General features: G+C 74.0%; 19 protein-coding genes. 8 read left to right on the top strand and 11 right to left on the bottom strand.

The genetic code is table 11. The features are described from left to right. Positions 1–520: 520 nt before the first annotated feature. Positions 521–1,555, top strand: coding sequence for an NUDIX domain-containing protein (locus WAB15_RS07470; RefSeq protein ID WP_399149135.1), 1,035 nt, complete (start codon positions 521–523; stop codon positions 1,553–1,555). Positions 1,556–1,653: 98 nt separating this feature from the next. On the opposite strand, the gene WAB15_RS07465 is transcribed toward WAB15_RS07470, so the two are convergent. Next, a complete protein-coding gene (locus WAB15_RS07465; protein ID WP_399149134.1) occupies positions 1,654–3,015 on the bottom strand; it encodes a dipeptidase in 1,362 nt (453 codons plus the stop codon). 179 nt (positions 3,016–3,194) lie between these two features. Here WAB15_RS07465 and WAB15_RS07460 point away from each other — a divergent pair, with 179 nt between their 5' ends. From WAB15_RS07460 to WAB15_RS07445, 4 genes are all read left to right on the top strand, one after another. Further along, complete coding sequence (locus tag WAB15_RS07460; RefSeq protein WP_407285741.1) at positions 3,195–4,400, top strand: geranylgeranyl reductase family protein; 1,206 nt, start codon at positions 3,195–3,197, stop codon at positions 4,398–4,400. 75 nt (positions 4,401–4,475) lie between these two features. Next, positions 4,476–5,294: a TetR/AcrR family transcriptional regulator gene (locus WAB15_RS07455; protein WP_407285740.1), complete on the top strand. Its 819-nt coding sequence runs from the start codon at positions 4,476–4,478 to the stop codon at positions 5,292–5,294. 117 nt (positions 5,295–5,411) lie between these two features. Continuing rightward, positions 5,412–6,737 carry a sensor histidine kinase gene (locus WAB15_RS07450; RefSeq protein ID WP_407285739.1) on the top strand — a complete coding sequence of 442 codons (1,326 nt, stop codon included), beginning with the start codon at positions 5,412–5,414 and terminating at the stop codon, positions 6,735–6,737. Beyond that, entirely contained in the window at positions 6,734–7,399 is a 666-nt protein-coding gene (locus WAB15_RS07445) for a response regulator (RefSeq protein WP_407285738.1), read from the top strand. The genes WAB15_RS07450 and WAB15_RS07445 overlap by 4 nt, the downstream gene beginning before the upstream one ends. Before the next feature lie 49 nt (positions 7,400–7,448). Here the strand turns inward: WAB15_RS07445 and WAB15_RS07440 are convergent, their stop codons facing one another. Both WAB15_RS07440 and WAB15_RS07435 read right to left on the bottom strand, forming a co-directional pair. After that, positions 7,449–8,216, bottom strand: a complete 768-nt coding sequence (locus WAB15_RS07440) for a maleylpyruvate isomerase family mycothiol-dependent enzyme (protein WP_407285737.1) — start codon at positions 8,214–8,216, stop codon at positions 7,449–7,451. A 94-nt stretch (positions 8,217–8,310) separates the two neighbouring features. Next, entirely contained in the window at positions 8,311–9,441 is a 1,131-nt protein-coding gene (locus WAB15_RS07435) for an MFS transporter (RefSeq protein ID WP_399149128.1), read from the bottom strand. Between the two features lie 194 nt (positions 9,442–9,635). Between WAB15_RS07435 and WAB15_RS07430 the strand changes: the two genes are divergently transcribed. Further along, positions 9,636–10,856 (top strand): ROK family protein, encoded by a 1,221-nt coding sequence (locus WAB15_RS07430; RefSeq protein ID WP_399149127.1) that lies wholly within the window; start codon positions 9,636–9,638, stop codon positions 10,854–10,856. Positions 10,857–10,918: 62 nt separating this feature from the next. On the opposite strand, the gene WAB15_RS07425 is transcribed toward WAB15_RS07430, so the two are convergent. The 4 genes from WAB15_RS07425 to WAB15_RS07410 form a co-directional block, all read right to left on the bottom strand. Then, positions 10,919–11,824 (bottom strand): phosphotriesterase, encoded by a 906-nt coding sequence (locus WAB15_RS07425; RefSeq protein ID WP_407289185.1) that lies wholly within the window; start codon positions 11,822–11,824, stop codon positions 10,919–10,921. Positions 11,825–11,898: 74 nt separating this feature from the next. Then, on the bottom strand, positions 11,899–12,483 hold the full coding sequence (locus tag WAB15_RS07420; protein WP_407285736.1) for a DUF4865 family protein: 585 nt from the start codon (positions 12,481–12,483) through the stop codon (positions 11,899–11,901). Between the two features lie 66 nt (positions 12,484–12,549). Further along, a complete protein-coding gene (locus WAB15_RS07415) occupies positions 12,550–12,948 on the bottom strand; it encodes a cupin domain-containing protein (protein ID WP_399149125.1) in 399 nt (132 codons plus the stop codon). Between the two features lie 92 nt (positions 12,949–13,040). Then, positions 13,041–13,667 (bottom strand): TetR/AcrR family transcriptional regulator, encoded by a 627-nt coding sequence (locus WAB15_RS07410; protein ID WP_407285735.1) that lies wholly within the window; start codon positions 13,665–13,667, stop codon positions 13,041–13,043. A 258-nt stretch (positions 13,668–13,925) separates the two neighbouring features. Between WAB15_RS07410 and WAB15_RS07405 the strand changes: the two genes are divergently transcribed. Continuing rightward, complete coding sequence (locus tag WAB15_RS07405; protein WP_399149123.1) at positions 13,926–14,231, top strand: SHOCT domain-containing protein; 306 nt, start codon at positions 13,926–13,928, stop codon at positions 14,229–14,231. A gap of 57 nt (positions 14,232–14,288) precedes the next feature. Here the strand turns inward: WAB15_RS07405 and WAB15_RS07400 are convergent, their stop codons facing one another. Next, positions 14,289–14,798, bottom strand: coding sequence for an ATP-binding protein (locus WAB15_RS07400; RefSeq protein WP_407285734.1), 510 nt, complete (start codon positions 14,796–14,798; stop codon positions 14,289–14,291). Positions 14,799–14,974: 176 nt separating this feature from the next. Beyond that, positions 14,975–15,262 carry a hypothetical protein gene (locus tag WAB15_RS07395; RefSeq protein ID WP_384428452.1) on the bottom strand — a complete coding sequence of 96 codons (288 nt, stop codon included), beginning with the start codon at positions 15,260–15,262 and terminating at the stop codon, positions 14,975–14,977. Positions 15,263–15,566: 304 nt separating this feature from the next. On the opposite strand from WAB15_RS07395, the gene WAB15_RS07390 reads away from it, so the two are divergent. Next, the gene (locus WAB15_RS07390; protein WP_407289184.1) at positions 15,567–16,664 is read left to right on the top strand and encodes a PLP-dependent cysteine synthase family protein; all 1,098 of its coding nucleotides are present in this window, start codon (positions 15,567–15,569) and stop codon (positions 16,662–16,664) included. Between the two features lie 56 nt (positions 16,665–16,720). Here the strand turns inward: WAB15_RS07390 and WAB15_RS07385 are convergent, their stop codons facing one another. Both WAB15_RS07385 and WAB15_RS07380 read right to left on the bottom strand, forming a co-directional pair. Continuing rightward, positions 16,721–17,194: an SRPBCC family protein gene (locus tag WAB15_RS07385; protein ID WP_399149121.1), complete on the bottom strand. Its 474-nt coding sequence runs from the start codon at positions 17,192–17,194 to the stop codon at positions 16,721–16,723. A gap of 133 nt (positions 17,195–17,327) precedes the next feature. Further along, positions 17,328–18,173 (bottom strand): DeoR/GlpR family DNA-binding transcription regulator, encoded by an 846-nt coding sequence (locus WAB15_RS07380; protein ID WP_399149120.1) that lies wholly within the window; start codon positions 18,171–18,173, stop codon positions 17,328–17,330. Positions 18,174–18,187: the final 14 nt, after the last annotated feature.

Genomic DNA, 18,187 nt, shown 5'->3' with positions numbered 1-18,187 from the left:
CTTCTCCGCCTGCCAAGGCCCTTGACTGGCCCAGCTGTTCGGGATGAGGTCCCCATGTTCACGTTCGGTTCTGTTTGGTTCCGGGTCTGAAGGCGGGGCATGTCCCAGTCACCGTTCACCGGCTCAACTGCCCACGGGGAAGCGGCAGAACGTCGGAGGTCCCGCCAGGCGCTGCTGAGGGCCGCGCCGGCGCCCTGCGCAGTGCGCCCCGCGCCGCCGTCATATGCGGATTCCCGTATGCCGGCGGGGTGCGGGCACCCGCTGTGCAGGTGAGGGTTTCGGTACTGGAGGGGCTGGGGAGCGCTTGTTTGCCGGGGCTTCGCGGTGGGGGATACGAGACCGGCATCCCCCTCCCGACGCATGTCTCCACCGGCCCGTCCACGGGTACCCGAAGTCTCCCTGGCCGGGCGGGTGGTCGCATGCGCAACGTTCCCGGCCGCCTGTGCGGCCCGTGGTCCCCAGCGTTTCCGTGGCAGGGTGTTGCGGGCAACTCACCTGGGTCTAGGGAAGAGGGGAAACCGTGATCGTCTGGCTGAACGGCACGTTCGGTGCGGGCAAGACCACTGCGGCTCATGAACTGCTCGACCTGCTTCCCGGAAGCACGCTCTACGACCCCGAACTCCTCGGCAGCGGGCTGCGCCTGATGCTGCCGGCCAAGCGGTTCGAGGAGGTCGACGACTATCAGGACCTCCCGTCCTGGCGGCGGATGGTCGCCGACACCGCCGCCGCGCTGCTCACCGAGGTGCCGGGCCCGCTGGTGACGCCGATGACGCTGCTGCGCCAGGAGTACCGCGACGAGATCTTCGGCTCCCTCGCCGCCCGCCGGATACCGGTGCTGCATGTTCTGCTGCATGCGGAGGAAACGATCCTGCGGGCGCGTATAGCGCACCGCGAGGAGACACCGGGCGACGACGGGGCCAATGCCGCGATCCGCCGCTGGAGCCTGGCGCATCTGGAGCCGTACGCCGACGCGCTGCCGTGGCTCACCGACGACGCGCATGTCGTCGACACCACCCGGCTCACGCCCCGGCAGACCGCCGAGCGGGTCGCCGAGGCCGTCCGCGCCGGCACCGGCGCCTGCGACATCGTGCAGACCCCCGAACCGACCGCCGAGACGCTCGCGGCCGGCGTCCTGCTCTTCGACGACCAGGACCGGGTGCTGCTGGTCGACCCCACCTACAAGGCCGGCTGGGAGTTCCCCGGCGGCGTCGTGGAGCGCGGCGAGGCGCCGGCCCACGCCGGGGTGCGCGAGGTCGCCGAGGAGCTGGGCATCGAACTGGCGCACCCGCCCCGGCTGCTGGTGCTGGACTGGGAGGCTCCCCAGCCGCCCGGCTTCGGCGGTCTGCGCCTGCTCTACGACGGCGGCACCCTGACCGAGGAGCGGATCGGCAAGCTGCTGCTGCCCGGCGCCGAACTGCGCGACTGGCGCTTCGTCACCGAGGCCGAGGCCGAGCAACTGCTGCCCCCGGTGCGCTGGAACCGCCTGCGCTGGGCACTGCGCGCCCGGGAACGGGGCTGTCCGTTCCACCTGGAGGCGGGCGTCCCCGTCGGCTGACGCGCCGGCCGGGGAGGGGCGCCGCGGCCGGAGCGAGTCCGGCCGCGGCGCCCGTTCCGCTTCAGGAGACGGGTCTTGGGCGTCCGCCGTACGGGACGTCAGGCCCGGCTCTGCGCGTACTGCCGCAGGAACAGCGCCTCCGCCAGCGAGAGCCGCTCCAGCTCCTGGGGCGAGACGCTCTCGTTGACCGCGTGGATCTGCGCCTCGGGCTCGCTCAGGCCGATCAGCAGGATCTCCGCGTCCGGGTAGAGCCCGGCCAGGGTGTTGCACAGCGGGATCGAGCCGCCCATACCGGACGTCTGCATCTCCTCGCCGTCGTAGGCCTCCCGCAGCGCCGCCGCCATCGACGCATACGCCGGGCTGCCGGTGTCCGCGCGGAACGGCTGCCCCTGCCCGACCTGCTCGACCGCGACCCGCGCGCCCCACGGCGCCGCGCCCTCCAGGTGCGCGGCCAGCAGCTTCGTCGCCGCCGCGGCGTCCGTGCCCGGCGGCACCCGCAGGCTCACCAGCGCCCGGGCGCCCGCGTGTACGGACGGGGTGGCGCCGACGACCGGCGGGCAGTCGATGCCCAGCACCGTGACGGCCGGCCGGGCCCAGATCCGGTCCGCGATCGCGCCGCCGCCGATCAGCCCGACGCCGTCCAGCACCCGGGCGTCCTTGCGGAAGTCCTCCTCCGGGTACTGCAGTCCCTCCCAGGTGGCGTCGGACTCCAGCCCCCGCACCGTCGTCGAGCCGTCCTCCGCGCGCAGCGAGTCCAGGATCCGGATCAGCGCCGCGAGCGCGTCGGGGGCCGCGCCGCCGAACTGGCCGGAGTGCAGATTGCCCTCCAGGGTGTCGACCTGGACCCGTACGAGCGTCATCCCGCGCAGCGTCGCGGTCACCGTCGGCAGCCCGACCCGGAAGTTGCCGGTGTCGCCGATGACGATGGCGTCGGCGGCCAGCAGCTCCGGGTGCGCCTCGGCGTACCGCTCCAGGCCGCCGGTGCCCTGCTCCTCCGAACCCTCCACGATCACCTTGACGTTGACCGGGACGCCGCCGTGCTCCTTCAGCGCGCGCAGCGCCGTCAGATGCATGATCAGACCGCCCTTGCAGTCCGCCGCGCCGCGCCCGTACCAGCGGCCGTCGCGCTCGGTCAGCTCGAACGGCGGGGAGAGCCAGGCGGCCTCGTCCAGCGGCGGCTGCACGTCGTAGTGCGCGTACAGCAGCACCGTCGGGGCGCCGGCCGGGCCGGGCAGGAAGCCGTACACGGACCGGCTGCCGTCCGGGGTGTCCAGCAGCGCCACGTCCTGGAACCCGTCCGCCCGCAGCGCGCCGGCGACCCAGTCGGCGGCCGCCTCGCACTCGCTCGGGGGGAACTGGGCCGGATCGGCCACCGACTTGAAGGCCACCAGCTCGGCCAGCTCGGTCCTGGCGCGGGGCTGCAGTGCGGCGACGGTCTGCGCGAGGGGGCTGTCAGACATGGAACGCTCCTTGTGGGCGCGACGTTGTGGGGTACGGGCCGTCCGGGCCTCGTGAGCCGGACGGGCCGGACGTACGGGCATGGGTGCCCCCGATCTTCCCACAGGGCCTTCGCGCGAGAGCGGCCCGTAGGATGCGGGCGGTACGCGCAGCCAGGCATCGAACGGGAGCAGAAGCACAGGTGAGCAGCGAGCGGGCAGCGGAGGACAACCAGCGGGTGTGGGACGTCGTGGTGGTGGGCGCGGGGCCGGCGGGCGCCTCGGCCGCGCATGCCGCGGCCTGTACGGGACGCCGGGTGCTGCTCCTGGAGAAGGCCGAACTGCCCCGCTACAAGACCTGCGGCGGCGGCATCATCGGCCCCTCGCGGGACTCCCTCCCGCCCGGCTTCGAACTGCCGCTGCGCGACCGGGTGCATGCGGTGACGTTCTCGCTGAACGGGCGGCTCACCCGCACCCGCCGCTCCAAGAACATGCTGTTCGGCCTGATCAACCGGCCCGAGTTCGACGCCCGGCTGGTGGAGTCGGCCAAGGACGCGGGCGCGACGGTCCGTACGGGCGTCACGGTCTCGCGGGTCGAGCAGCACGGGGCCGAGGTGCCGGACCGGCGCACGGTCGCGGTGGTGCTGGGCGACGGTGAGGTGGTGCTGGCGCGGGCGGTGGTCGGCGCGGACGGCAGCGCGGGCCGGATAGGGGCTCACGTCGGGGTCAAGCTCGACCAGGTCGACCTGGGGCTGGAGGCCGAGATCCCGGTGCCCGAGCCGGTCGCCGAGGACTGGGCGGGCCGGGTGCTCATCGACTGGGGCCCGATCCCCGGCAGCTACGGCTGGGTCTTCCCCAAGGGCGACACCCTCACCGTCGGCGTCATCTCCGCCCGCGGCGAGGGCGCGGCGACCAAGCGCTATCTGGACGACTTCATCGGCCGGCTGGGCCTGGCCGGCTTCGAACCGAGCGTCTCGTCCGGGCATCTGACGCGCTGCCGCGCCGACGATTCGCCGCTGTCCCGCGGCCGGGTGCTGGTGTGCGGCGACGCGGCCGGGCTGCTGGAGCCGTGGACGCGGGAGGGCATCTCCTTCGCGCTGCGGTCCGGCCGGCTCGCGGGGGAGTGGGCGGTGCGGGTCTCCGAGGCGCATGACGCGGTCGACGCCCGCCGCCAGGCCCTCAACTACGCCTTCGCGATCAAGGCGGGCCTCGGTGTGGAGATGGGCGTGGGCCGGCGGCTGCTCACGGTCTTCTCCCGCCGCCCCGGGCTGGTGCACGCCGTGATCACGAGCTTCCGGCCGGCCTGGCACGCCTTCGCGAAGATCACCCGCGGCACGACCACGCTCGCCGAGATCGTGCGCACCCACTCGGTGGCGCGACGGGCGCTGGAGTCCATGGACCGGGGGTGAGGGGGCCCGCGGCGAGGTGACCGCGGGCCGTGCGGCCGGCCCGCCCGCTCATGATTCGGTGATCCGGAAGACGGGGTGGCGGGGGGCCGCGGCGAGGAGTTCCTCGTCGGTGGAGTCGGCCGTGACGTCGCCGAAGAACGCCTTGACCTCCCAGCTCCAGCGCTTGAGGTAGGCACGCAGCAGGGCCGGGGTCTCGGCGGGCGGCAGCTCGACGGCGGTGAACGGGCGGGTGCGGCGGCCGACGCCGAGGCCCGCAAGCAGCTCGCCGCCGAGGGCGCCGCCAAGCTCTCCCTGCGCGCCGTCGCCCGCGAGCTCGGCATGGCCTCCTCCGCGCTCTACCGCTACTTCCCCAGCCGCGACGACCTGCTCACCGCGCTGATCGTGGACGCCTACAACGCGGTCGGCGAGGCCGCCGAGCGCGCCCGCGACGCCCTCCCAACGGCCGACGCCGGCCGCCCCGCCGCCCGATGGACGGCCGTCTGCACGGGCGTACGCGACTGGGCGCTGGCCCATCCGCACGAGTACGCGCTGATCTACGGGTCCCCCGTCCCCGGCTACCGCGCTCCCCGCACCACCACCGAGCCGGCCGCCCGGGTGGGGCTCGCGCTGATCGGCGTCGTCCGTGACGCACACGCCGCCGGTGCGCTGAGGGAACCCGGGGAGCCGCTGCCCGACGTGGTGGTGGGCGATGCGCTGGCACTCGGCGCGGAGCTGGGCATCGAGCTGCCCGGCGCCGTACTGGCGCGGCTCATCGGGGCCTGGGCGCAGCTCTTCGGGCTGCTGAGCTTCGAACTCTTCGGCCAGTTCAACGGGGTCGTCGAGGCCCGTACGGAACTCTTCGAGCAGGCCGTGCTCCAACTCGCCCGCAGCGTCGGCCTCAGCGCACCGCACTGACACCGCAGGAGCGGCAGCCGGCCCCCTGCTCCCGTACTCCTGTACTCCCGCGGGAGTACGCCGGATCACCGCGCCGGGCTGACGCCACCGCGTCCCGCCGCGGTCTAGCGTGACGGCATGGAGAACGCACGGCCGCCGTGGGCGCGGCGCGGCCCCGGCCCGGTGTGGGAGCGGTGGCTGTCGGTCCCGCCCGAGACCCCGCGCGGCCGGTGGCCCGCCGGGCTTCCCTGGCTCTCGACGCTCGCGGTGACGGTCGTCGTCCTGGTCGGCTCGGGCTTCGCCGGGCGCGCCCAGCCGGACCGCGTCCCGCTGGACTCCTTCGGCCGCGCCCTCCTGGTCGTCGGCGCGGCCCAGCTGCTCGTCCGGCACCGCTACCCGCGCACCGTCGCCCTCGGCACCGCCGCGAGCAGCGCCGCCTACCTCGCGGCCGGCTACCCCTACGGACCGGTCTTCCTCCCCCTCGCGCTCGGCGCCTTCACGGCGATCGTGGCCGGGCACCGCAAGGTCGCCTGGTGCGCGCTGGGCGGGGTGTGGGCCACCCATCTCCTGGTCGCGCACTGGCTCTACCGCCTGCTGCCGCCCCCGCACGACGGGCCCGCCCCCTGGGGCCAGGAACTGTTCGTGACCGCCTGGGCGGTGGCGGTGGTGGCGCTCTCCGAGCTCGTACGGGTGCGCCGCGAGCAGATCGCCAAGGCGCGCGCCGAGCGGGCCGCGGCGGAACGCCGCCGGGCCGACGAGGAGCGGCTGCGGATCGCCCGCGAGCTGCACGACGTCCTCGCGCACAGCATCTCGGTCATCAACGTCCAGGCGGGCGTGGGGCTGGCGCTGCTGGACAGCGACCCGGAGCAGGCGCGCACGGCGCTGACCACCATCAAGGCCGCGAGCAAGGAGGCGCTCGGCGAGGTCCGCCAGGTCCTCGACACCCTGCGCACCCCGGGCGACGCCCCGCGGTCCCCCGCCCCGGGCCTGGACCGGCTGCCCGAACTCGCCGCGCAGGCCCAGAGCGCCGGCCTGACCGTGCACCTCAGCACCGAGGGCACCCCCGCCGTCCTGACGCCGGGCACCGACCTCGCCGCCTTCCGCATCGTCCAGGAGGCCCTCACCAACACCGTGCGCCACTCCGGCTCCCGCACCGCGCGGGTGCTGCTCCACCACGCTCCCGGAGCACTGGAGATCCGGGTCGACGACGACGGCCCGGCCACCGCCGGCCCGCACGAGGCCGGCGGCGGCAACGGCCTGGTCGGGATGCGGGAGCGGGCCGCGGCGCTGGGCGGCACCGTCGAGGCGGGCCCGCGCCCGGACGGCGGCTTCCGCGTCCTCGCCCGCATCCCGCTGGAGAAGGGGACGGGGAAGGGGGAGGGGAAGGCGACAGGCAAGGGCCGGGCCCCGGACGCCGATACGGATACGGTGAACCGGACCGCCGCCACCGAGGAGGAGTCGTGATCCGGGTACTGCTCGCCGACGACCAACTGCTGGTCCGGGCCGGTTTCAAGGTGCTGCTGGACGCGCAGCCCGACATCGAGGTGGTCGCCGAGGCCGGGGACGGGCAGCAGGCCGTGGCCGCGGTGCGCGTGCACCGGCCGGACGTCGCCCTGATGGACATCCGGATGCCGGTGCTGGACGGCCTGGTCGCCACCCGCCGGATCACCCGGGACCCGCAACTCCCCGATGTGAAGGTCGTCATGCTGACCACCTTCGAGCTGGACGAGTACGTCTTCGAGGCGATCCGCTCCGGGGCCTCCGGCTTCCTGGTCAAGGACACCGAGCCGGAGGAGCTCGTACGGGCCGTGCGGGCGGTCGTCGCCGGTGACGCGCTGCTCTCGCCCGGTGTCACCCGCCGTCTGATCGCCGAGTTCGCGGCCCGCTCCAAGGAACCCACCGCGGCCGACGCCCTGTCCGAACTCACCGACCGGGAGCGCGAGGTGATGGCCCTGGTCGGCATCGGCCTGACCAACGAGGAGATCGCCCGCCGCCTGGTCGTCAGCCCGCTCACCGCGAAGACGCACGTCAGCCGCGCCATGATCAAGCTGGGTGCCCGCGACCGCGCCCAACTCGTCGTGCTGGCCTACGAGTCGGGCCTGGTACGACCGGGCTGGCTGGGCTGACCCCACTCGACGTCCCCGACACCGGGGCGGGCGCCCGGCCGCCCCGGCCTCAAACGCCCCCGCGCTCCCGCCAGAGCTCGACCAGGGTCTTGTCGCCGGTGATCGTCATGGCGTCCCAGGGGAGGCGGTTCCACAGGGCGAGGTAGAGCTCCTCGGCGGGGCCCTCGACGGTGCAGTCGGCGGACTTCGCGGGCTCCGGGCCGTCCGCGCCGGCGTCGGCCTGGGTGCGCACCACGCGCGGGGGCGCCTCGGAGAGGTGGACGGTCCAGTCGGCGCCGGGGGCGTTGCTCCCGCGCACCCGCAGTGTCCGCGGGAGGTCCGTACGGAGCCGGCTGCGGTCGAGGGAGTGAATGCCCGCCAGGAGTTCGTCGATGCCGTCGGCGGCGAAGGCGGCGGGGAGGGGGGTGAGGGCGGCGCCGAGCGCCTGCTGGGCGTCGACCCGGTGCACCGACGTCTCGTGCGCCTGGCGGCGTGCCCAGAACGCGAGCGGGGACGCCGCGGGCCAGAACGACCAGGCCGCCAGGTCCTGCGGGGCGTTGTGCAGGGCGAGGACGAGGTGGTGATGGCCCTCGCGCAGCCAGCCCACCAGTTCGTCGTCGGCCAGCTCCGGCGCCTCGGCGATGCGGCCGGGCTGCTGCGCACCCTGCCGCACGATCTCCGTCGCCCAGCGGTGCACCCGCCCGACGTGGCGGACCAGATCCCGCATCTGCCAATCGGGACACGCCGGAATCGAGGCGTCCGGGCCCGCCTCCTCGGCGGCGTCGGCGAGCAGGCCCCCGTCCAGTCGGAGCGTTTCGACGAACTCAGTGATCTCCATGCGCCTGAGTGTGCCAGCCCCCACTGACAGTGGGCCGCCGCGGGGCGGGGCCCGTCCGCGCAAGCGCGGTGCACCGCCCCCCGGCGCTCGGGGCTCAGCGGCGACCGGTGCGGTGCGCGCCGCGGGTCGCATACGCGATCACGGCCGCGACCGCGGCGAGCAGGGCGAGGGTGGTCAGCGCGACGGGCAGGGTGAACGCCTCGGCGAGGAACCCGATGGCGGGCGGGCCGAGCAGCATCCCGCCGTAGCCGACCGTGGACGCCACGGCGACGCCGTCCGCCCCGCCGGCCTCGCCGGCCCGCGCGATGGCGATCGGGAAGATGTTGGCGAGCCCGATACCCGCGACGGCGAAGCCGAGGCACGCCGACCAGGCGCTGGGGGCGAGCGCGCCGAGCAGCATGCCCGCGGTCGCCGTCGTCCCGCCCGCGATCAGCGACCGGGCCGGTCCGAAGCGCTGCACCATCGCGGTCCCGGACAGCCGTCCGACGGTCATCGCCAGCGCGAACACCGCGTATCCGGCGGCGGCCGTACCCGGCCCGGCGTCCAGATCCTGCGAGAGGTGCAGCGCGCCCCAGTCGGCCATCGCCCCCTCGCCGTACGCGGTGCACAGGGCGATCAGACCGAAGACGACGACCAGGCGGGCCGGACGGCGCCCCTGGCCCGTGCCGGTGGTCCCGGCGCGGTCCGTTGCCGCAGGCATCCGCTCGGGCACGACGGGAGCGGGGTGCCGGTGCAGCGAGCGCCCCGCAACGGCCGTCGCCAGCAGGCCGATCGCGGCGAGCAGCGACAGATGGACGAGGGGGGGCAGGCCGCCCGCGAGCAGGCCGCCCAGCCCGGCGCCCAGCATGCCGCCGAGGCTGAAGGCGGCGTGGAAGCTCGGCATCACCGGGCGCCGCAGGGCGGCGATGAGGTCGACGGCGGCGCTGTTCATCGCGACGTTGAGGGAGCCGTACGCGGCGCCGAAGACCAGCAGGACCAGCCCCAGCGCGGTCGCCGAGTGGGTGAGCGGCGGCAGCACGATGCTCAGCGCGAGGGCGGCCGCGGAGGCGGTCGTCACGGCGTGGCTGCCGAAGCGCCGGCACAGCCGTCCGGTGATCAGCATGAAGGCGACCGCGCCCGCCGACACGCCGAGCAGCGCGAGCCCGAGCGTGCCCGCGCCGGCCCCGGTCTGCGCCTTGATGGCCGGGATGCGCACGACCCATCCGGCGAAGAGGAAGCCGTCCATGGCGAAGAACGTGGTGAGGGCGATGCGGAGGCGGGTCAGGTCGGAGAGGTGGGTCGGGCGGGGGAGGTGGAGGTGTCGGCGGGGGTGGTGGGATCGGCGGGATCGGGGGTGTCGATCGGTCGCTGGGGAGCTCTGGTCCCGGGTAAGGACCCTCCGTATTTTGTTTAGCGTCGGCACAAAGTCAGAATAGGGGTGTGACCCAGACTCGGACAACCAGGTTGGAGCGGGGCCGTAGCGCCCTCGGACCCGCACTGGAGCTCGTACACACCGGGCGCGCGCCCACCCGCGCCGTCCTGACCTCGGAACTCGGCGTGACCCGCGCCACCGCCGGCGCGGTGGCCGCCGAGCTCGAAGCGCTCGGCCTGATCATCGTCGACTCCCGGCCCACCGCCTCGGCCGGCTCCCAAGGGCGCCCCTCCCACCGGCTCTTCGTGAACGAGAACGGCCCCGTCGTGCTCGCCGCGCAGATCCACGCCGACGGGTTCCGGGTCGCGCTGGTCGGCCTGGGGGGCCGCATCGTGGCGACCTCGGCCGGCTGCGGCACCATCCCCGCCGACCCGGCCCATGTCCTCGCCGACGTCGTCGCGGCCGGCGGCGAGCTGCTGCGCGAGACCGGCCGGCGCTGCCTGGGGGCCGGCCTCGCGGTGCCCTCCGCGGTCGCCGAACCGGACGGCGAGGCGCTCAACCCGCTGCACCTCGCCTGGCCTTCAGGCGCCCCCGTACGCGAGCTCTTCCTGCGCTCGCTCACCGAGGCCGGCATCCCGGGCGTGACCGAGACGATCGGTTTCACCGGTAACGACGTCAACCTCATGGCGCTCGCCGAACACCGGCACGGCGCCGGCCGGGGCGCCCGCGATCTGCTCTGCGTGGCCTCCGGGCACCGGGGCGTCGGCGGTGCGCTGGTGCTCGACGGCCGGCTGCACAGCGGGAGTTCGGGCCTGGCACTGGAGGTCGGCCATCTGACCGTCAACCCCGAGGGTGCGCCCTGCCACTGCGGCAGCCGCGGCTGCCTGGACGTCGAGGCGGATCCGCTCGCCTTCCTGGTCGCCGCCGGCCGCGAACCGGGCCCTGAGGTCTCGCTGCTCCAGCAGGCCGCCGAGCTGCTCAGGGACGCCTACGCCGACCCGGGCGTACGGGCCGCGGCCGATCTCCTCATCGACCGCCTCGGGCTCGGCATCGCCGGGCTCGTCAACATCCTCAACCCCGACCGCGTCATCCTCGGCGGGCTGCACCGCACCCTGCTGGAGGCCGACCCGGAGCGGCTGCGCGCGGTGGTCGCCGACCGCAGCCTGTGGGGGCGCAGCGGCGGGATCCCGATCCTGCCGTGCGGCCTCGACTACAACAGCCTGGTGGGCGCGGCGGAGCTGGCCTGGCAGCCGGTGCTGGACGATCCGCTGGCCGTGGTCGAGCGGTAGCCCGACGGGTGGGGCCGGGCGGTGGGCCGTTGCGGGAGACGGCTCTCCCGCCGCCCTCCCCGTCAGCCGCCACCGCCCGTCCGCGCCCACGTGGCGGCGAAGGCCCGCGCCGGGTTGGTGGTCAGGAACCGCGTCACCAGGTCCTTGCCCAGGGTCAGTTCGAGCCGCTCCCGATGGCGGCACAGCAGATGCGGCATCCCCGGGCCGCCGTTGACCGACCTGGCGCCGGCCGTCGTGGTGTCGCCGCCGAGCAGGATCCGGTCCCCGAAGCCCGCGTCGGAGAGTGCGGCCAGCGCATCCGGCAGCCGCCAGTCGGTCGCATGATGCGCGCGCGAGGGGCCGTCGAAGGCCAGATACGCCCCCGCCTCGGCGGCGGCCCGATGGACCACGAGATCCGGCGACCGGTTGAGATGGCCGAGGATCACCCGGTCCGGCGGGACCGCCAACTCCCCGCAGAGCAGCTCCAGTACGTCCAAGGCGCCGGTGCCCAGTTCCAGGTGGACACCGATGGCCGCGCCGGTCGCGTGCTGGGCCTCGGCGGCCGCGGCCATGGTGTAACGGGTGTGCGCGTCCAGGCCGTGATAGCCGCCGGCGACCTTGATCATCCCGGCCCGTGGGCCGGTCTCACCGATCCCTTCGGTCAGCTCGGCGACGAAAAGCCCGGCCAGATCCGGACGGATCCGGTCCAGCAGCTCGGGCGTGTAATGCGCCGCCTGGTGCAGCCCGGTGGCGGCGACGATCCGCACCCCCGACTCCCTTGCCAGGCACGGCAGTTCGGTCGCGCCCCGGCCCATGCCGTACGGCGTCCACTGGATCACCGCCGCTCCGCCGGCCGCGCGGAAGGCGTTCAGCTCGGCGGCCGCGGCCGCCGCATCGGCCAGTTCCTGGCCGGGGAGCAGGGGGCTGCGCAGGAAGAGGTGGTCGTGCGCGTCGCAGACGCCGAGATCGGCGGGCGCGATATCGCCCAGGACGGTGCGGACGGCGGGAACGGGGCGGTCGGGGGGAAGGGCGGGACCGGCGGGGGCCGCCGCGGGGGGCGAGGTCACCACTGCGGCCCCGCCCCCAGCAGGCCGGTGCCCGGAGCGGACAGATGCAGCACCTGGTAGCTGTCGCCCGCGGACCGGGGGGCGGCGTCCGCCCAGAGGGTGAAGTGGACCAGCTCCCAGCGCCGGGGATCCAGGGCCAGCGCGGTGGTGTGCACCGCGTCCACGGTGGCCAGCTCCTCGTGCGCGGCCACCGCCTGCTCGGCGACGGCGGCCACATCGGCCCGCTCGTCGAGCGTCTCCGTCCGGCGGGTGAAGGCGCGCGGGGGCGTGCAGGCGGCCGGACCCGGCCGGTGGAACAGCCCCTGCCAGTGCTGGACCGTCGGCCGCCCGAAGTCGCGGACCACACCGCGGAATCCGTCGCCGAGGAGGAAGCGGTTCATGGCCTGCGGGTCGGCCCAGAGGTAGAACGGCGCGTACTGGTTGACGGGCGAACCGTCGACGCCGCGCTCGCGGATTCCGTACGCCTTGAGGCCGAGCCCTTCGAAGTCGTCGAGGAGGTGGCCCTTGGACTTCACCCGGTTCCGGATGATCCGCATGTCGTAGTCGGCGGGGAGGGCGATCGCGTACTGCATGGCGTGCATGAGGAGGCTCCGTACGGTGGCGGGGCGAGGCGAGGAGGCGAGGAGGCGGGGCGGTGCGGTCGGCGGTCACCCAGCCGGGTACTCCCGCTCGCCGACCCGCTCCGCCCACTCGGTGGTGGTGCCGTCGGCGGCGGCCTCGACGGTCGCCAGATGCGTCATGAAGGTGTCCGGTGCCGCGCCGTGCCAGTGCCGTTCGCCCGGCGCGATCCAGACGGTGTCCCCGGCGCGGATCGGCTCGACGGGGCCGCCCGCGCGCTGCACCAGACCGGCGCCCTCTGTGACGTGCAGGACCTGGCCGTGCGGGTGGGTGTGCCAGGCGGTGTGGGCGCCGGGCGCGAAGTGCACGCTGAACATGCGCAGGCGGGAGGGCGCGGGCGGGGCGGCGATCTCGTCGAGCCAGACGGTCCCGGTGAACTGCGCGGCGGGCCCCGGCCTACTGGCGGGCCGTTGCCGGGTGATCTCCATGGCGGGTGGGCTCCTTCGTGGGTGACGGGTTGGCGATTACCGCCAACTGGTGACGGGGTACCGGTTCCTGGTTCCCGGTGACGGGATGCCGGCTACCGGCTATCGGGCCGGGGAGCGGGGTGGACGACCTGTGCGGCGAGGAGCGCCAGCACGCCCTCCACGGCCGCGTCGAACGGCGCCGTGTCATCCGCCGCGCGGGCCAGCACATACCCGCCCTGGACCACGGCGGCGACGGTGGCGGCGGTGGCCACCGGATCCAGTCCCGCGGCCAACTCGCCGCGCCGCTGCCCGTCGGTGAGGACCTCGGCGAGCCGGCCCCGGAGCCAGTCGAACATCTCGTCCAACGGCGCCCGCAGCTCCGGGCTCTGCACCACATCGCGGTCCTGCGTCATCCGGCCGATCGGGCAGCCGCGCAGCACCTGCCGCTCGCGCAGCAGATAGGCCGCGACCCGCTCGTACGCCGTACCGGGGGTGGTCAGGCACTCCTGGGCCGTCTCCTTCATGCCCTCCGCGGTGCGCCGGATCGCCGCCAGGGCGAGGTCGGACTTGCCGGAGAAGTGGTGGTACATGCTGCCCTGGCCCACGCCCGCGCGCTCCAGGATCGCTTTGGGGCTGGTGCCGACGTACCCCCGCTCCCACAGGAGTTCCTGGGTGCTCCGCACCAGCCGTTCCTGAGTGCTGAGGCGTTCCCGAGAGCCGCGACGTTCCTGAGTGCTCATACAAGCAGTGTACATACTAGTAGTTACAGAGACGGCGACGGTCCGGCAAGGAGCACCGAGGGTCGGGCGAGAGCCCGTCGTGCGGCCCGTAGTAGCCGCCTCCCGACCCAAGTGCTCCCTGGGTGCGTCCCCGTGTCCTCCCGCCTACTCCCCCCGTCGTACCGGCGGAGCCGCTGGCCGTACGACGACCTACGGCGCTCGGGAGGCCAGGCTCGGAAGGGACAACGAAGCCCACGTTCCACCAAGGAGTTGATGGCGATGTTCGAGCTTGCCGAACCCTGGACCGGCGGTGGCCCGGGCCCCTGGATCCTGTTCGTCCCCGTCCTCTGGGCGCTGGCCGTCCTCGGCGTGGTGACCCTGCTGCGCCGCACCGGTCTGCGCCTCGGCGGCCCCGGCCGGGCGTTCCGCGGTCCGCAGGCCGCCGCCCGCAACGACGCGCCCACTCCCATCGCCGTGCTCGGCCGGCGCTTCGCCGCGGGCGAGATCGACGAGGAGGAGTACTGGAGCCGGCTGTCCGTACTGGAGGAACACTTCGGCGCCGGTCCCAAGGGAGGTAAGGCCTGACCGCCACCGGTCTCCAACGGGCACGCCGGCGCGGCCGGGGAGCGCGCCGGGTGGGCGTCAGCCGACCCGCGCTCCCCGTGTCCGGGAACGGGTGTCGGCCGCCGTGCGCACCCCGTCCTCCAGCGACAGCGGCTCCCAGTGCGCGTGGTCCGTACGGACCTCCTCGGGGGCGGCGGCCAGGGCCGGAAGGGTGAACCACACGACCTTGCCGCTGCCGTCCGGGCGCATCCCCCAGCTCTCGCTGAGCGCCGCGATCAGCGCCAGGCCGCGCCCGCAGGTCTCCCAGCCGCCGGCGGTCCGGATGTGGGGCAGCCGGGGATCCTCGTCGTGCACCGAGACCGTCAACTGATCGAGGAGCAGGTGCAGTTCGACGGTGCACCGCTTGCTGGGGCGGGCGTGCCGGTGGACGTTGGCCAGGAGCTCGGTCACCCCGAGCGCGGCGGAGTCGACCAAGGCGTCGAGGTGCCAGTGCCGCAGTCGGGCGGAGACGATTGCGCGCACATGGCCGATACGAGCCGGAACGGCTTGGAGCTCCACCGTGCAGTGTCTGCTGGGCTGCCTGATCACGACCGCGACTCCCTGATGAGGTCGGGCGCCCCCCGTGCCGGGCAGGGGCGAAGACCGGATCCAACGATGCCCGCTGCACCACAACGTCACCGCTGGTGAACCCTCAGTGATACGAGTTCCAGGGTCGGCCAGGCGGTGCGCTCCCGCAACCGCACCGCCTCGGTCCGGTCGACCGCTCAGGGGCGTGGCGGACGCGCCGCCTCCAGGGCCTTGAAGAAGAGTTCCGGGGTGCCGAGCGTGAGCGAATAGCGGTGCCCGTTGAGGGTGGCGAGCGCCCGGTCCCGCGCCGCGAACAGCGGTTTGTGGGCCTGTACGGCCTGCAGCGGGGCGCTGTCTATCTCGGTTCCGTAGCTGGTCAGCAGCGCCAGCCGGCCGTCTCTGATGACAACCTGGCCGGCCCGGGTCAGCGACCGCAGCCACCGCTCGATCCGTACGCCGGTCGCGTTGAACTCCGGCTCCGCCATGGCCGGCACCTCCTCGGTGAGACGGGCAGGTGCCCTCCACCGCCCCTTGTGGGAAGTTTGCCGCGATGGCGCCCGGTGCACCAGTGCCCCTGGTGCCCGGCGCGTGCAACAGCCCCTTCCCAGGGCGTCCTTGGGGTATCCCAAAGCGATGTTTATGCAGGTGAGAAGCGTGCCGCGGGTGGTTATAGTCGGAATCGGCCCGGCGTAGTGCGCGGGCTTGGAACCCCGCTAAAGGAGCGCGCCGGTGAGCACCGCACAGCAGCCGCAGAGCCGGCCCGACCACGAGACGGCGGCCGGGGCCCCGATGCCGACCGTCGATGTCGACCGCTCGGATCCGGACTACCGAACCTGGCTCAAAGAAGCCGTCCGAAAGGTGCAGGCGGACGCCAACCGCACCGCCGACACCCACCTCCTGCGCTTCCCACTGCCCGAGAAGTGGGGCATCGACCTCTACCTCAAGGACGAGTCGACGCACCCCACCGGCAGCCTCAAGCACCGGCTGGCCCGCTCGCTGTTCCTCTACGGGCTGTGCAACGGCTGGATCCGCCCGGGAAAGCCCGTCATCGAGTCCTCCAGCGGCTCCACGGCGGTGTCCGAGGCCTACTTCGCCTCGCTGATCGGGGTGCCGTTCATCGCCGTGATGCCGGCCACCACCAGCCGGGAGAAGACCCGGCTGATCGAGTTCCACGGCGGCACCTGCCATCTGGTCCAGGACCCGCGGACCGTCTACGACGTCTCCGCCCGGCTGGCCGCCGAGTCCGGTGGCCACTACATGGACCAGTTCACCTACGCCGAACGGGCCACGGACTGGCGCGGCAACAACAACATCGCCGAGTCGATCTACCAGCAGCTGCGGCTGGAGCGCTATCCCGAACCGGCCTGGATCGTGGCCACCGCGGGCACCGGCGGCACCTCGGCGACCATCGCCCGCTACGTCCACTACATGCAGTACGACACCCGCGTCTGCGTCCCCGACCCGGAGAACTCCTGCTTCTTCGACGGCTGGCTCACCGGCGACGCGGAGACCGACTGCGCCACGGCCTCCCGCATCGAGGGCATCGGGCGGCCCCGGATGGAGCCGAGCTTCGTTCCCGGCGCCATAGACCGGATGATGAAGGTTCCCGACGCCGCCAGCGTCGCCGCGGTACGCGCCCTGGAGGCGGCGATCGGCCGCAAGGCGGGCGGCTCGACCGGTACGGGACTGTGGAGCGCGTTGAAGATCGTCGCGGAGATGGTCGCCGAGGGCCGTACGGGCTCGGTCGTCACGCTGCTGTGCGACCCCGGCGACCGCTACCTCGACAAGTACTACTCCGACGACTGGCTGGCCTCCCAGGGGCTGGACATCACGCCGTACGCGCGCGCCATCGAGGAGTTCCTGGCCACGGGGGCCTGGCCTTCCTGAAGGCCCTTCGCCCCGGTACCGGACGGCCGGGCCCGGTTCAGGCTCGGGCGCCCGGTTCAGGCTCCGGCGAGGCGGCGGTCCAGGGCCCGGGCCGACTCCCGCAGGGCGCGGCCCAGGCCGGGCCTGGCCAGCGTCATCGCCCAGCGGAGCGGCGCCGGGCCGTCCGCCGCGAAGGTCCACCGCAGCCGGGTGCCACCGCCCGCGGGCGTCAGCCGCCAGTCCTCCAACAGGGCCCGCAGACCAGGGGCGTTGGTGGTGTCGACCCGGTAGGCGTAGTGCTCGTCCGGCTCGGCCGCCAGGACCGTCTCGACGAAGCGGGTGCCGCCGGTCAGTCGCACGTCCCGGCCCCGGCCGCCGTGCGTCGGCACCGCCCGCGCCACGCCCGTGAACCAGCGCGACCAGCCCGCCACATCGTCCGCCAACGCCGCGTACACCGCCTTCGGCGGCGCGGCGACCTCCGCGGCGAAGACCAGCCGCAGCGGGGCGGACTCGACGAAGTCGAGCTCGACGGGGCGGAGTCGGCGTGCCATGGGACGAGCACCCCCTACGGGACGGTCGGCGGCCCGGGGCGGCGTGTCCCCGGCGCCGCACACCATAGCTGGCGACCCGTCAGAAGTCTGCGGTCCGGCACCGCCGAGTCCGCCGGCACGCGCCGGCCCGCCGTCAGACCTCCGCGTCCGCCGGCTGCTCGCCCGCCACCACCAGTTCCGGCGGCAGCTCCGCGAACTCCGCCCGCGCCCCGGCGGACAGCCCGGAGTCCGTCACCAGCACATCGACGTCGTCCAGCGTCGCGAACGAACTCAGCCCGACCGTGCCCCACTTGGTGTGGTCGGCGACCACCACCACCCGGCGCGCCGAGCGGACGAAATGCCGGTTGGTCTCCGCCTCCGCCAGATTCGGAGTCGACAGCCCCGCCTCCACCGATATGCCGTGCACCCCGAGGAACAGCACATCGAAGTGCAGCGTCCGGATCGCGGCGTCCGCCACCGGCCCGACCAGCGTGTCCGACGGCGTGCGCACCCCGCCCGTCAGCACCACCGTCGCGGCCCCCGCACGCGGCCCCGTGCCGCCGCTGGCCGCCGCCCGCTGCGCGGTGTAGAAGACATCGGCCACCCGCACCGAATTCGTCACCACCGTCAGATCCGGGACGTCCAGCAACTGCTGCGCCAGCGCGAACGCGGTCGTGCCACCCGCCAGCGCGATCGAGCTGCCCGGCGCCGCCATCTCGGCCGCGGCCTTGGCGATGTCCTCCTTGGCGCTCAGCTCCAGCCCCGACTTCGCCTCGAAACCGGGCTCATGCGCACTCGGCTCGCTGACCGGCACCGCACCGCCGTGCACCTTCTCCACCATGCCCTGGCGCGCGAGCACGTCCAGATCGCGGCGGACCGTCATGTCCGAGACGCTGAGCTTGCGGGTCAGTTCGTTGACCCGCACCCCGCCGCGCCGCCTGACCTCGTCGAGAATCAGGGCACGCCGCTGCTCCGCAAGGAGGTTCTGGCTGTCGCTCACCCCGGCCCGTCCCT

The sequence above is a fragment of the Streptomyces sirii genome (assembly GCF_045690365.1).
Lineage (GTDB): Bacteria > Actinomycetota > Actinomycetes > Streptomycetales > Streptomycetaceae > Streptomyces > Streptomyces sirii.
Note: the sequence above shows the minus strand (reverse complement) of the source record. Positions and strands in the feature narration are given on the sequence as shown.